11 protein-coding genes are annotated in these 14,323 nt (G+C 62.0%); 2 read left to right on the forward strand and 9 right to left on the reverse strand.

What is annotated here, in order from left to right:
* Positions 1-60: 60 nt before the first annotated feature.
* The 9 genes from fbaA to ACM3N8_RS19890 form a co-directional block, all read right to left on the reverse strand.
* Complete coding sequence (fbaA, locus tag ACM3N8_RS19850) at positions 61-1,140, reverse strand: class II fructose-bisphosphate aldolase (protein WP_042872748.1); 1,080 nt, start codon at positions 1,138-1,140, stop codon at positions 61-63.
* 116 nt (positions 1,141-1,256) lie between these two features.
* Positions 1,257-2,420 carry a phosphoglycerate kinase gene (locus ACM3N8_RS19855; RefSeq protein WP_005318809.1) on the reverse strand — a complete coding sequence of 388 codons (1,164 nt, stop codon included), beginning with the start codon at positions 2,418-2,420 and terminating at the stop codon, positions 1,257-1,259.
* 62 nt (positions 2,421-2,482) lie between these two features.
* Positions 2,483-3,493 (reverse strand): erythrose-4-phosphate dehydrogenase, encoded by a 1,011-nt coding sequence (gene epd, locus ACM3N8_RS19860; RefSeq protein WP_416016516.1) that lies wholly within the window; start codon positions 3,491-3,493, stop codon positions 2,483-2,485.
* Positions 3,494-3,539: 46 nt separating this feature from the next.
* Complete coding sequence (locus ACM3N8_RS19865) at positions 3,540-4,469, reverse strand: ROK family protein (RefSeq protein WP_290019295.1); 930 nt, start codon at positions 4,467-4,469, stop codon at positions 3,540-3,542.
* 204 nt (positions 4,470-4,673) lie between these two features.
* A complete protein-coding gene (hemE, locus tag ACM3N8_RS19870; protein ID WP_241326425.1) occupies positions 4,674-5,741 on the reverse strand; it encodes a uroporphyrinogen decarboxylase in 1,068 nt (355 codons plus the stop codon).
* A 156-nt stretch (positions 5,742-5,897) separates the two neighbouring features.
* Positions 5,898-6,677, reverse strand: coding sequence for an NAD(+) diphosphatase (gene nudC, locus ACM3N8_RS19875; RefSeq protein ID WP_290019294.1), 780 nt, complete (start codon positions 6,675-6,677; stop codon positions 5,898-5,900).
* Between the two features lie 208 nt (positions 6,678-6,885).
* Positions 6,886-10,050, reverse strand: coding sequence for a bifunctional proline dehydrogenase/L-glutamate gamma-semialdehyde dehydrogenase PutA (gene putA / locus ACM3N8_RS19880; protein WP_416016517.1), 3,165 nt, complete (start codon positions 10,048-10,050; stop codon positions 6,886-6,888).
* Positions 10,051-10,427: 377 nt separating this feature from the next.
* Positions 10,428-11,033, reverse strand: coding sequence for a TIGR04211 family SH3 domain-containing protein (locus ACM3N8_RS19885; RefSeq protein WP_043554990.1), 606 nt, complete (start codon positions 11,031-11,033; stop codon positions 10,428-10,430).
* 153 nt (positions 11,034-11,186) lie between these two features.
* Positions 11,187-12,008, reverse strand: coding sequence for a potassium channel family protein (locus ACM3N8_RS19890; protein ID WP_416016518.1), 822 nt, complete (start codon positions 12,006-12,008; stop codon positions 11,187-11,189).
* Between the two features lie 31 nt (positions 12,009-12,039).
* On the opposite strand from ACM3N8_RS19890, the gene ACM3N8_RS19895 reads away from it, so the two are divergent.
* Together ACM3N8_RS19895 and ACM3N8_RS19900 are read left to right on the forward strand one after the other, a co-directional pair.
* Complete coding sequence (locus ACM3N8_RS19895) at positions 12,040-13,290, forward strand: methyl-accepting chemotaxis protein (RefSeq protein ID WP_103472723.1); 1,251 nt, start codon at positions 12,040-12,042, stop codon at positions 13,288-13,290.
* 447 nt (positions 13,291-13,737) lie between these two features.
* Entirely contained in the window at positions 13,738-14,184 is a 447-nt protein-coding gene (locus ACM3N8_RS19900; RefSeq protein WP_043142230.1) for a GNAT family N-acetyltransferase, read from the forward strand.
* Positions 14,185-14,323: the final 139 nt, after the last annotated feature.

The raw sequence follows: 14,323 nt of genomic DNA on the forward strand, positions 1-14,323 counted from the left end.
CCACCAACACGAAAGGCGCCCCGAGAGGCGCCTTTGCAGCAATCAAGATACGGTAACGAATTACAGTACGTTGATGGCGTTCAGGTCGGAGAAGGCTTTCTCCAGACGGGCGATCATGGAAGTCTGACCGGCACGCAGCCATACGCGCGGATCGTAGAACTTCTTGTTCGGCTTGTCAGCGCCTTCCGGGTTGCCCAGCTGACCTTGCAGGTAAGCTTCGTTGGTCTTGTAGAAGTGCAGCAGACCTTCCCAGGTAGCCCACTGGGTGTCGGTGTCGATGTTCATCTTCACGACGCCGTAGGAGATGGACTCGCGGATCTCTTCCAGAGTGGAACCTGAACCACCGTGGAACACGAAGTCCAGGGACTTGGCAGGCAGACCGAACTTCTCGGAAACGAACTTCTGGGAAGCGTCCAGGATGGACGGGGTCAGCTTGACGTTACCCGGCTTGTAAACACCGTGCACGTTGCCGAAGGAGGCAGCGATGGTGAAACGCGGGCTGATCTTGGACAGACGCTCGTAGGCGTAAGCCACGTCTTCCGGTTGGGTGTACAGGGCGGATTGGTCCATGTGGCTGTTGTCCACACCGTCTTCTTCGCCACCGGTGCAACCCAGTTCCAGCTCCAGAGTCATGTTCATCTTGGCCATGCGGGTCAGGTACTCGCAGCAGATGTCGATGTTCTCTTCCAGAGACTCTTCGGACAGATCCAGCATGTGGGAGGAGAACAGCGGCTTGCCGGTTTCAGCAAAGTGCTTCTCGCCCGCTTCCAGCAGACCGTCGATCCACGGCAGCAGCTTCTTGGCAGCGTGGTCGGTGTGCAGGATAACCGGGATGCCATAGGCTTCGGCAACAGCGTGAACGTGCTTGGCGCCGGAGATGGCACCCAGGATGGCGGCTTTCTGGCCTTCCAGCTTCAGACCCTTGCCAGCGGTGAATACGGCACCACCGTTGGAGAACTGAACGATAACCGGCGCTTTGACCTTGGCGGCAGCTTCCAGCACGGCGTTAACGGAGTCGGTACCAACACAGTTGACGGCCGGCAGAGCGAAGCCGTTCTCTTTGGCGATGGCGAATACTTTCTGAACGTCATCACCAGTGATCACGCCGGGTTTTACGAAGTCGAAAATTTTCTTAGACATGTTTAATCGTCCTGTTCTCGTATGCCGTTAATAAAAAATGGGGGGTTCATCATGAACCGGCACAGCGGCCACATGATAAACGAAACGGGAGGCTTTTGCCCCCCGTCTCGGGTCAATTAGGCTTTGGCGCGCTGTTCCAGCATCGCAACAGCCGGCAGTACCTTGCCTTCTACGAACTCCAGGAAGGCGCCGCCGCCGGTGGAGATGTAGGAGACTTTGTCGGCGATGCCGAACTTGTCGATGGCGGCCAGGGTGTCACCACCACCAGCGATGGAGAAGGCCGGGGAAGCAGCGATGGCTTCGGCGATCACCTTGGTGCCTGCGGAGAACTGGTCGAACTCGAACACGCCGACCGGGCCGTTCCACAGAATGGTCTTGGCGTTCATGATGATGTCGGCCAGGGCCTTGGCAGAGTCAGGGCCGATGTCGAAGATCATGTCGCCGTCGGTCACGTCGGAGACGGACTTGATGGTGGCCGGAGTGGACTCGGAGAACTCGGTGCCCACGACCACGTCTGTGGTGACCGGAATGTTGGTCTCGGCGGCCAGTTTCTTGGCGGTGTCGAGCAGGTCGTGTTCACACAGGGACTTGCCGACGTTGTGGCCAGCAGCCGCGATGAAGGTGTTGGCGATGCCACCACCGACCACCAGCTGGTCAGCGATCTTGGAGAGGGATTCCAGTACGGTCAGCTTGGTGGAGACCTTGGAACCGCCCACGATGGCAACCATGGGGCGCTCGGGCTTGAGCATGGCTTTGCCCAGGGCTTCCAGCTCACCGGCCAGCAGCGGGCCAGCACAGGCGATCGGGGCAAATTGAGCCACACCGTAGGTAGAACCTTCGGCGCGGTGAGCAGTACCGAATGCATCCATTACAAAGACGTCACACAGGGCGGCGTATTTTTTGGCCAGCTCTTCGGTGTTTTTCTTCTCGCCTTTGTTGAAACGGCAGTTTTCCAGCACAACCAGCTCACCGGCGGCGACATCTACGCCATCCAGGTAATCCTTGGCCAGGCGGACCGGGCAGGACAGAGCGTCTTTCAGATAGTTGACAACCGGAGCCAGGGAGAACTCTTCGTTGTATTCACCCTCGGTCGGGCGACCCAGGTGGGAGGTGATCATCAGCTTGGCGCCCTTTTCCAGAGCCAGCTTGATGGTCGGCAGCGTCGCCACGATACGTGCGTCGGAAGTGACCTTGCCGTCTTTTACCGGCACGTTCAGGTCAGCACGGATCAGTACGCGTTTACCCGCCAGATCCAGGTCGGTCATCTTGATAACAGACATATTCAGTCCTCTATATTTTCAGGTAATGTTAAAAACAGTAACCTTGCGCCCGGTGCAGGCTTTCAGCCTGCGGCCATCATGGCCCGGGTGGTATCCAGCATACGGTTGGCGAAGCCCCATTCGTTATCGCACCACATCAACATCTTGACGAGGTTGGCATCGCTGACCCGGGTCTGGGTACCATCAATGATGCAGGAGTGTGCATCATGATTAAAGTCTACGGAGACCAATGGCTCTTCCGTGTAATCCAGAATACCGCTTAATGTACCTCTGGATGCCCGTTGCAGGGCTTGATTTACGTCAGTAACCGTCACTTTTTTACGAACAGTAATACTGAGATCCATTGCGGTTACGTTGATGGTCGGTACCCGTACCGCGATCGCCTCGAACTTGCCGGCGAAGTGGGGGAGGATTCGCTCCAACCCCTTTGCCAGCTTGGTATCCACCGGGATGATGGACTGGCTGGCAGCACGGGTTCGACGCAAGTCACTGTGGTAGGCATCGATGACTTGCTGATCATGCATGGCCGAATGAATTGTCGTAATAGTACCACAATTTATCTCGAATTCTCGATGCAATGTTTCTATGACGGGCACCACGCAGTTGGTGGTACAGGAGGCGTTGGAGACGATCCGCTCCCTTCCCGTCAGCACCTGATGGTTCACCCCGTAGACTATGGTCGCATCCACGTCCGCATCCGCCGGATGGGAGAACAAGACCTTGCCCGAACCCGCTCCCAGGTGGCGCTCGGCATCGGCCCGCGAGCCAAATACCCCGGTGCAGTCCAGCACCACATCCACCCCCAGCGCCCGCCACGGCAGGTTGGCGGGATCCCGCTCGGCGAACAGGGAGATGAGATCCTCCCCCACCAGCATGCTGCTGCCGGCCAGCTGCACCGGATACCGGAAGCGGCCGTGGCTGGTGTCGAAACGGGTGAGGTGCACCATGGCTTCGGGCGCCGCCAGCTCGTTGATGGCAACTATCTTGATGGTCTGATCGCGCCCGCTTTCATAGAGGGCGCGCAACACGTTGCGGCCGATCCGCCCGTAACCATTGATGGCAATCTTGATCATGGAAAAAGTGTGTCCTTAGCGACGGCAAAGAGGGCAGATGGATGGCTCACGACAACAGGGCATCCTGGAATACGCCACGGGCCAGCAGGGCGGCCCCGAACACCCCGGCGCTATCCCCCAGGGCTGGAGCAATAATGGGGGTCGCGAAGCGGGGATTAAAGAGGAAGGGTAAAATTGTCTGCCGCCCGGCGCTGTAGAGACTCTGCACATTGCCGACCCCGCCGCCAATGACGATGACATCCGGATCCAGAATGTTGACCACGTTGGCCAGCGCCTGACCAAACAGCAGATGCAGTCTGTCTATGGTGAGCTTGGCCACGTGATCGTGGGCGCTGGCCGCCGCAATCTGGGCCAGCGACAGATGACGCTTGGCCTTGGCCTGATACCAGGCTTCCAGCGCTGGGCCGCTGATGAAGGTCTCGACGCAGCCGCGCTTGCCGCAGTAGCACTCGGGCCCGTCGGGGGAGAGCACGTTGTGGCCCCACTCCCCGGCGATGCCGTGGTGGCCGTTGAGGATCTGGCCATTGATGACGATGCCGGAACCGACCCCGGTACCCATTATGATGCCGAACACCACCTTGGCATCCGGATGGTGCTGACGCACAGCCCCCAGGTGGGTCTCCGCCAGCGCGAAGCAGTTGGCGTCGTTGGCAATCAGCACGGGTACGCCCAGCCTTCGCTCCAGATCTTCCTTGAACGGCTTGTCGTTGAGCTCGGTGGTGTTGCAGTTCTTCATCAGCCCGGTCTGGGGATCCCGCGCCCCCGGCGTGCCCATGCCCAGCACGCTCGGCCGCTGACCCAGCCTGGCGGCGCACTCGTCCACCAGTTTGGCGATCTGGCCGATCATGTGCTGATAGCCGCCCTGGCGCTCGGTGGGGATGCGATGGCGCAGCAGCACCTCGTCGCCATCGAGCACCACGCATTCACACTTGGTACCACCGAGATCTATGCCCCAATCCAGTGACTTCTTGCTCATCTTGCCTCCTGCCATGACCAAGGATGCTGCCGCGAGGACGCTACGTTTCCGCCTCAGCTGCGACCGCCCATCTTGCTCTTCATTTATCCGCGAGTGTGGCGCAGTGTAACCCGAGCCGGGGCCGGGATGCAGCCCCAAACCAGGGCCGGCCGGATAACAAAACGGGGCCCGCAGGCCCCGTTCTCACTGTGCTTTTCACCGGTCTCAGCGACCGTGGTACTGAGCCGACAGCTCGTGTACCGCGTTGACGAAGACGCCGGCATGCTCGGGATCCACGTCCTGATGGATGCCGTGACCCAGGTTGAAGACGTGGCCGTTGCCGCTGCCAAAGCCCGCCAAAATGGTGGCGACCTCTTCGCGAATGCGCGCTGGCGCGGCGTAGAGCATGGAGGGATCCATGTTGCCCTGCAGTGCCACCTTGTCACCGACCCGGCGCTTGGCATCCGCTATGTCTATGGTCCAGTCCAGTCCCAGCGCATCACAACCTGTGGCGGCGATCTGCTCCAGCCACTGGCCGCCGTTCTTGGTGAACAGGGTGACCGGCACGCGGCGGCCTTCGTGTTCGCGGATCAGACCATCGACGATCTTGTGCATGTACTGCAGGGAGAAGTCGCGGTAATCCCGCGGGGTCAGCACGCCGCCCCAGGTGTCGAACACCATGACAGACTGGGCGCCGGCCTTGATCTGGGCATTCAGATAGCTGATCACGCTGTCCGCCAGCTTGTCCAGCAACAGGTGCAGTGTCATGGGCTCTGCATACATCATCTGCTTGATCTTGGTGAAGGCCTTGGAGCTGCCCCCCTCCACCATGTAGGTGGCCAGGGTCCAGGGGCTGCCGGAGAAGCCGATCAGCGGCACTTCGCCCTTGAGCTCGCGGCGTATGGTGCGCACCGCGTTCATCACGTAGCCGAGCTCGTCTTCCGGATCCGGGATGGGCAGCGCCTGCACGTCGGCCATGGATTTGATGGGGCGCTCGAAGCGCGGGCCTTCGCCGTGTTCGAAGTAGAGGCCCAGCCCCATGGCGTCGGGCACGGTCAGGATGTCGGAGAAGAGGATGGCGGCATCGAGGGGATAGCGGCGCAGCGGCTGCAGGGTGACTTCACAGGCCAGCTCGGCGTTGCGGCACAGGGACATGAAGTCCCCCGCGACGGCGCGGGTCGCCTTGTATTCCGGCAGATAGCGGCCAGCCTGGCGCATCATCCATACCGGGGTCATGTCCACTTCCTGGCGCAGCAGGGCACGCAGGTATCGATCGTTCTTCAGCTCTTTCATCCCAGTTCCTGAGTTCATATCCAGCATAAAATGGCGGATATGATACCACTTTGTGCGCGGCGGCGGGCGGCCCAAACGCGCCGCAGGGCCGCCGGAGTGCAAAGATGTGAAGGGGCGCAAACAAGCGCCCCGTTTTTTGCCAGGCTCAACCCGACCTCAGCCAGCCTCGCCCAGGCTCTGCTCGATCAAGCGCCGCGCTATGGTGCCGTGGGGGGGCAGCCTTGGCAGCCGGTCTGCCTCGAAGAAGTCGGCGGCCACCAGCTCTTCATCCTGCACCCGGATCTCGCCGCTCTCGTAGTCGGCGGTGAAGCCCATCATCAGGCTGTGGGGGAAGGGCCAGGGCTGGCTCGCCACATAGCGCACGTTGCGCACCCGGATGCCGCTCTCCTCGAACACCTCCCGCGCCACGCACTGCTCCAGGTTCTCCCCCGCCTCCACGAAGCCGGCCAGCACGGTATACATGGGATCGTCCGCCTGATAGTGACGGCGATGGGCCGCCAGCAGGACGGCCGGCCCCTTGCGCACCGCCACTATGATGCAGGGAGAGATGCGCGGGTAGACGACGTGACCCTGCCGGCACATCTGTGCCCACTCCCCGCTCTTGGGCGCCATGGGGGCGCCGCACTCGCCGCAGAAGCGATGGCTGCGGCGGAAGGTGGCCAGCTGCCAGGCACGGCCCCCAAGGCGAAAACCCTCTTCATCGCCAGCCACCATCAGCTGGCGCAGCGGCATGAACCGACTGAGGTCGGCCTCAGCCCCCAGATCCAGCAGATAACAGGGCAGATCGCCCCACTCATCAAAATGCTCAAAGGTGGCGGATTGCAGATGGGCGGGCAGGCTGGCGCGGGGGCCTTGTGGAATGCGCCCCTGTTCATCCAGCAGGACGAGGTGATCGCCCCCCAGCACGAACCAGCGGGCCTGTTCGGTTAATGGCATCAGATGAACACTCTTGTTGCGATGTCAGATGAGAATGGCTTGTCCGGCATGATGCACCGGACGCGGCCCGGTGAAAAGTGACGAGTCGCGACCATATTACGACCGCATGGGCCCGCTGGCGACCCCAAGATGGCTGCCCAAAGGGCAAGGTAGTGCCAATAGAAAGGCCGCCCGCAGGCGGCCTTGGTTTTGGGAATCTCAATGCCGATCAGGCATCGCCCATCGCCAGCAGGGAGGCGTTGCCGCCCACCGCAGTGGTGTTGATGGTGCGGGTCTTCTCGGTCACAAAGCGGCTCAGGTAATGGGGGCCGCCCGCCTTGGGGCCTGTGCCGGAGAGGCCCTGCCCACCGAACGGCTGCACCCCGACCATGGCGCCTATCTGGTTGCGGTTGATGTAGACGTTGCCCACGTTGATGCGGCTGGCCAGCTCCTCGGCATGGGATTCGTTGCGGCTGTGGATCCCCAGCGTCAGGCCGTAGCCGGTGCCGTTGATATCCGCGATCACAGTGTCCAGCTCCTTGGCGGCGTAGCGCACCACGTGCAGGATGGGGCCGAATTGCTCCTTCACCAGCTCGCGGATGGAGCCGATCTCCAGCGCGGTCGGCTGCACGAAGTGGCCCCCCAGGGTCACGGCCGGCATCGGCGCCTGGGCGATCAGGCGGGCACGCGGGATCATGTGCACCAGGTGCGCATCCAGCCCGGCCTTGGCCTCGGCATCGATGACCGGGCCCACATCGGTATTGTGTTCGGCCGGGTTGCCCACTTTCAGCTCCTGCAGCGCACCGGTCAGGATCTCCAGCACCCGCGGTGCTATCTCCTCCTGCAGGTAGAGCACCCGCAGGGCGGAGCAGCGCTGGCCGGCGCTCTGGAAGGCGGCACTCACCACGTCGCGCACCACCTGCTCAGGCAGGGCGGTGGAGTCGACTATCATGGCGTTCTGGCCGCCGGTCTCGGCGATGAGCGGCAGTATGGCGCCATCACGCTGGGCCAGGGTCATGTTGATGAGCTTTGCGGTCTCGGTGGAGCCGGTGAAGCAGACGCCGCCGATGCGGGCATCCGCCGTCAGTTTGGCACCCACTGTGGCGCCATCGCCCGGCAGCAGTTGCAGCACGTCGCCCGGAATGCCGGCCTGATGGGCCAGGGTCACCGCCAGATGGGCGATGAGGCCGGTCTGCTCCGCCGGTTTGGCGATGACGGTATTGCCGGTGGCCAGCGCCGCCGCGATTTGACCGAGGAAGATGGCCAGCGGGAAGTTCCATGGGCTGATGCAGATGAACACGCCACGGCCCTGCAGGAACAGCTCGTTCTGCTCACCCGTGTAGCCGGGCAGCAGGGTCGCCTGCCCCATCAGGCCACGGGCTTGCACCGCGTAGTAGCGGCAGAAGTCCACCGCCTCGCGCACCTCGTCGATACCGTCCTGCAGCAGCTTGCCCGCCTCGCGGGTACACAAGGAGATGAACTGCTCGCGGTTCGCTTCCAGCAGATCCGCCAGCTTCTCCAGCGCGGCGGCGCGCTCGCTCACCGGCGTCTCGCGCCAGCGCGGGAAGGCGGCATTGGCCGAGGCCAGCGCCTGCTCCACCGCCTGCTCGTCGGCCCAGTGGATCTTGCCCACTAGCTGGCTCACGTCCTGCGGGCTCAGCACGGTACGGGCCTCGCTGCGCTTGAGGGTCTCCCCATCGACAATGGGGCCGGCCAGCCACTGCTTGCTCTCCAGCTCCTTCAGCTTGGCGAAGAAGGGACGCTGGATGGAGACTATGTTCATGTTGACGCCGCTGGAGTTCTTGCGGTCACTGAACAGGTTCACCGGCTGCGGAATGCGGTCATTGGCCAGGCTGCCATAGCGCTTCAGGGTGCGCAGCGGGTGCTCGGCCAGGCTGTCCACCGGGGTGTTGGGATCCACCAGCTTGTGGACGAAGGAGGTGTTGGCCCCGTTCTCCAGCAGGCGGCGCACCAGATAGGGCAGCAGATCCTTGTGGGCACCGACCGGTGCATAGATGCGGCAGTGCAGGCCGGGACATTCGCTGAGCACGGCGTTGTGCAGCTCCTCCCCCATGCCGTGCAGGCGCTGGAACTCGAACTGGCGATCGCCGGCCATCTCCAGGATGCTGACCACTGTATTGGCGTTGTGGGTGGCAAACTGGGGCGAGATGAAGCCGCGGGTCGGTTCGCTCAGCAGGTAGCGGGCGCAGGCGAGGTAGGAGATGTCGGTACCCGCCTTGCGGGTAAACAGCGGATAGCCGGGCAGACCGGCCTGCTGGGCATATTTCAGCTCGCTGTCCCAGTAAGCTCCTTTCACCAGCCGCACCGGGATCAGATCCCCCTGCTCGCGGGCCAGCCCGGTCAACCAGCAGAGCACCGGCAGGGCACGCTTGGAGTAGGCCTGCACCACCATGCCGAGCTTGCCCCAGCCACGGTTCGCCTCGGAGCGATAGAGCTGCTCGAACAGGTCCAGCGACAGCTCGAGGCGGTCCATCTCCTCGGCATCTATGCTGATGGCCACGTCCTTGTCACGGGCCAGACGCACCAGCCCCACCAGTCGCTCGCTCATCTCGCCGAGCACCCGCTCGCGGTTCGCCACGTCATAGCGCGGATGCAGTGCCGACAGCTTGATGGAGATGGAGGGGGCCGGGCCGCCGTCGCTGATGCGCTCATTGCCGACCGCCTCAATGGCGCGCTGGTAGTCGCCGAAATACTTGTCCGCATCGGCCAGGGTCAGGGCGGACTCCCCCAGCATGTCATAGGTGTGGGTGTAACCCTTCTCCCGGGACTTGCGGCTCGCCTTCAGCGCCTCCTTCATGTCGCGCCCCAGCACGAACTGCTTGCCCATGATCTTCATGGCGGCGTACATGGCGGAGCGCACCACTGGCTCGCCCAGCTTGTTGACCATGCGGCCCAGCATGTTGGCCGGATTGCCGTCCAGCTTCTTGTCCAGCTTGATGATCTTGCCGGTCAGCATCAGGCCCCAGGTGGAGGCGTTGACCAGGGTGGAGTCGCTCTTGCGAAAATGGGACGACCAGTTGGCGCCGGAGAGCTTGTCCTTGATCAGGGCATCGGCGGTCTCGGCATCGGGAATGCGCAGCAGGGCCTCGGCCAGGCACATCAGTATGATCCCCTCCTGGGTGTCCAGGCTGTACTCCTGCAGGAAGGCGTCTATGCCGTCGCCGGAGCCACTCTCCTTGCGTACCTTGGTCACCAGGGTACGGGCACGCTGGGTCACCCGCTCCAGCGAGGCGCCATCCCCCGGCAACATGGCAGAGAGCTCAGCCAGATAGGCGTTTTCATCCACCACGTAATTCTGGGTGATGGCTTCGCGCAGGGCGGCCAGATCAGAGGGAAGGTAGTCAGCTGCAAGAACTTGAGTGGCTTTGAACATATGGGGTCTTCCTGTACGCCCGCAGGCTATATCGACGAAGGCGGCCGTGCCGCCGAAACGCCGACAATGTATACAATATAGACCCATAGATGAAATGAAATTGTTGCCTGATATTAACAAATATCGCTGATTGGCTCATTTGGCGCACATTAAAGCCGGGAGCTGGCGAGGTGGGCGATTTCATCGCCTTATTTTGTATACAATTTTATGCGGAGCAAAAAGAAGGGTCGCTATTGCGACCCTTCTTCATCCGACCGACAGAAACGGTCCGTTTGTCCTGCATTCACCACGCTGATGGCAAGATGCCGCTCAGTTCATCCAGCACTCGTCCGCCACGGCTACGACGATGGGGCTGAACATGGATAGCAGCATGCACATCAGTTCATCCAGCGCTCGCCACGGCTGCGACGACGGGGCAGCATAGGGAGCAGGATACCGAGCAGTATGCCGCCGCCCACCATGGCACCACCGCGGATGAACCAGTCCATCTGCATGTCGTGCTCCTGGTTGTCATAGCTCTGGGTCAGGGCGTCGTTCTGCTCCTTGAGGTTCCCCATCTCCTCGCTCTGACTGGCGAGCTGGGCCTTCAGGCTGGCGATCTCCTTGCTCTGCTCGGCGATCTTGCCATCCTTCTCGGTGAAGCGTTTCTCGTTGTCACCGTTGAGGTTCTGCAGGCGAGCCTTGAGCTCCTCCAGCTCCTTCTGGACCTGGGGCAGCCGCTCGCGCAGGCTGATCTCGCCCTGCAGCTCGCTGTTCTTGATCCAGCCATCGCGGCCACGACCGTCCACCACCTGGGTGAAGCCGGCCTCGTTGTTCACCGCCTTTACTTCCAGCGGTTCACCAGCCTTGACGCTGCCGAGGATCCGGTACTGGGTACCCGGACCATTGTGGATAAAGGTAAAGATGTTGTCTGAGACATAACGGGTATCGGCCAGTGCCTGTTGGGCACACAAGCAGATCAGGATCCCGAGAAGGGCGCGCATGGTCGATCGATTCTCTTCATTTGGTTAGGTGACTGGCCGAATGTTAAGCCGCCAGCGGGTCAAAGGACAAGCAAAGAAAAGCGCCTCCCCCCGAGCTGAGAGCTGGCTCGCAACTTGTCCCCTCCCCCACGCGACCATTCCAGACGCCGCAGGCTACTTCTGTTTCAGCGCCTTCACCTCGGCACGCAGGGCTCGCAGCTCCTGCAGCAGCAGATCCTGCTGGGCACTCTGGTGATGCCGCCACTTCTCCAGTTCGCCATCCCCCCGCCCCGGCTGCAGAAACAGGCTGGCCATGAAACCGCTGATGGCACCGAACAGACCGACCCCGAACAGGATCAGCAGGCTGGCGACGAAGCGCCCTTGCTCCGTCTTGGGCACCAGATCGCCGTAGCCCACGGTCGACAAGGTCACCAGCGTCCACCAGAAGGCATCGTAAGGGGTCTGGATCTGGCTGCCGGGCTGACCCGATTCGATCAGATACATGACGCCCGAGCCCACCCCCAGCAGCAGGAAGAACAGGAACAGTATCCCCGAGAGGGTGGTCTCGTTGCGCTCGCGGCGGAACATGCCGAGCAGATCCGGCTGATCCCGCAGCAGCTGATAGACACGCCACAGCTGGATCAGGCGCGCCCAGCGCAGCTGTTCCACCATGGGCAGGCTGCCCGGCAGATAGAACCAGTTCGCCTTGAAGAAGGCCCGCTTGTCGCGGGCGCGCACCCAGCCATAGGCGAAGTGGGCGAGGAAGAAGTAGCAGATCAGACTGTCGACGTCATAGAAGAGCTGCAGTGTCTGGGGGGTCCAGTCCGAGTGGCCCCACCAGCGGGCGCAGACCAGCGCAACGGAGATCACCGACAGAAACGCCATCAGCAGATCCATGGCGCGCAGGTGAGTTAAGTGATGTCGCATACATTTTCCTACTTTAGGCACGGTGCGAATTAATAAAAAAGAAGATAATGCCGATAGTCCTGAGGACAAAGGAAAACCGGCCATTAAAAGGAGAAATATTATGCAGTTAAACCCGCTGGAGCGGCGAATGAGCAATATCCGGCTGGTACCCAAAGTGGTACTGCTCATGGTGTTCAGTACTGTTTTGTTGCTGATCAAACTCTGGTTCGACGCCAGCAATCTGGAAACCACCCTGCTGAGCGAGGGCATAGATGCCGACAAGGCCAATGCCATTGCCGATCGCCTGCTCTGGACCGGGGTGATGGAAACCGCCGTGATGGGGATCATCTTCGTAGTGCTGCTGCTGACCGGCTCCCGCCTGATGGTCAAGCAGGTGCACTACCTGGTGGGCCTGCTTGAACGCTTCGCCCGCAAAGATCTGAGCCACAAGGTGCTGCTCAAGTCCCGCGACGAGTTCGGCGACATCGCCAAGGCGGTGGCCCACTCCCAGGAGAATCTCAAGCAGGTGTTCGGCACCCAGCGCGTCGCCTGCAAGGAGCTCAACGACATCGCCTCCCAGGTCACCCTTTGCATGGAAGAGGCCAACGAGGCCATCAGCGAGGAGTTCACCCAGATAGAGCAGCTGGCCAGCGCCATGAGCCAGATGGTGGGCGCCATTCGCGAGGTGGCCGCCCATGCGGAGCAGGCCTCCCACGCCACCGCCGAAACCAGCCTGCTGGCCGAAGAGGGCAGCCGCTGCGTGGCGGCCACCGTTAACACCATAGATACCCTCTCCGGCAACATCCAGCGCTCCTCCACAGTGGTCAATCAGGTGGAACAGGGCGTCGAGCAAATAGGCTCCGTTGTGGATACCATTCGCGGCATCTCGGAGCAGACCAACCTGCTGGCGCTTAACGCCGCCATCGAGGCCGCCCGCGCCGGTGAGGCGGGTCGCGGCTTTGCCGTGGTGGCGTCCGAGGTGCGCGAGCTGGCCAACCGGGCCCAGGCCGCCACAGTCGAGATCCAGAAGATGATCGAACAGTTGCAGGGCAATGCCCGCCAGGCCGCCGAACTGATGGCCAAGAGCGTGCAGCAGGCCGACAAGGGGGTGGAGCAGGTGACCCAGGCCGGTGATCAGCTTGCCACCATAGTGCAGCGGGTACAGGGGGTGGCTGACATGAACCGCCAGATCGCTGCCGCCTCCGAGCAGCAGAGCTCGGTGGCCGAGGAGATGAGCGGCAACCTGGAGCAGGTCAAGCAGGTGGTGGAAGGATCCGTGGTCGTGCTGCGGGAGCTGCAGGAAGCCTCCGAGCTGGTGGAGCACCACAGCCAGACCCTGGATACCCATATCCAGGCTTTCAAGCTGGCCTGACGGGCGTCACCTCGCAGACAGGACACAGGAGCGGATGGCGCACCACAGCCAGACCCTGGATAGTACTCAATATCCAGGCTTTCAAGCTGGCCTGACGGGCGTTACCTCGCAGACAGGACACAGGAGCGGATGACGCACCACAGCCAGACCCTGGATAGTACTCAATCCAGGCTTTCAAGCTGGCCTGACGGGCGTTACCTCGCAGACAGGACACAGGAGTGGATGGCGCACCACTGCCAGACCCTGGATAGTACTCAATCCAGGCTTTCAAGCTGGCCTGACGGGCGTTACCTCGCAGACAGGACACAGGAGTGGATGGCGCACCACTGCCAGACCCTGGACAGCGTTCATCATCCAGGCTTTCAAACTGGCCTGAGACCGTGATTTGAGTAAACTGGAAGGCCCCGCGAGGGGCCTTTCTTATTCATGTCACGGCAAGGAGCCAGGATGCAGCACCCACAAGATCACTCCCAACTTGAGATAAGCGACGACAAGGGGCGGCTCGACGTGCCCTTGATCCACCGATTTTTGTCCGAGGAGGCCTACTGGTGCCTCGGCATTCCGCTGGCGACGGTACAGAGAGCCATCAACCACTCCCTCTGTTTCGGCGGCTATGTCGCCGGTCAGCAGGTGGCCTTCGCCCGGGTCATCACGGACAGAGCGACCTTCGGCTATCTGGCCGATGTGTTCGTGCTGCCCGCCCATCGCGGCCGGGGTCACAGCAAGGCGCTGGTGGCGGCTATCCTGGCTCACCCGCAATTGCAGGGGCTGCGCCGCCTCAGCCTGGCGACCTCGGATGCCCACGGCCTCTACGCCGACTTTGGCTTCGCGCCGCCGCGCAAACCGGCCAGCCTGATGGAAAAATACGATCCCGAGATCTATCTGCGCCCCTGAACAGGACCACGCAGCACTCGCCGGTTCATGCAGCTCGCCCCTGCGCTGTGGTGCAGGGGCGAGACTGAGCCTGATGAGAGTACCTGCGAGCGACTCGCCCGTCGCACTGTGCCGAGCCGCTCGACAGTGCTAGATTGGC

The organism is Aeromonas sp. A04, assembly GCF_047780465.1.
In the GTDB taxonomy this organism is placed as follows: Bacteria; Pseudomonadota; Gammaproteobacteria; order Enterobacterales; family Aeromonadaceae; genus Aeromonas; species Aeromonas bestiarum.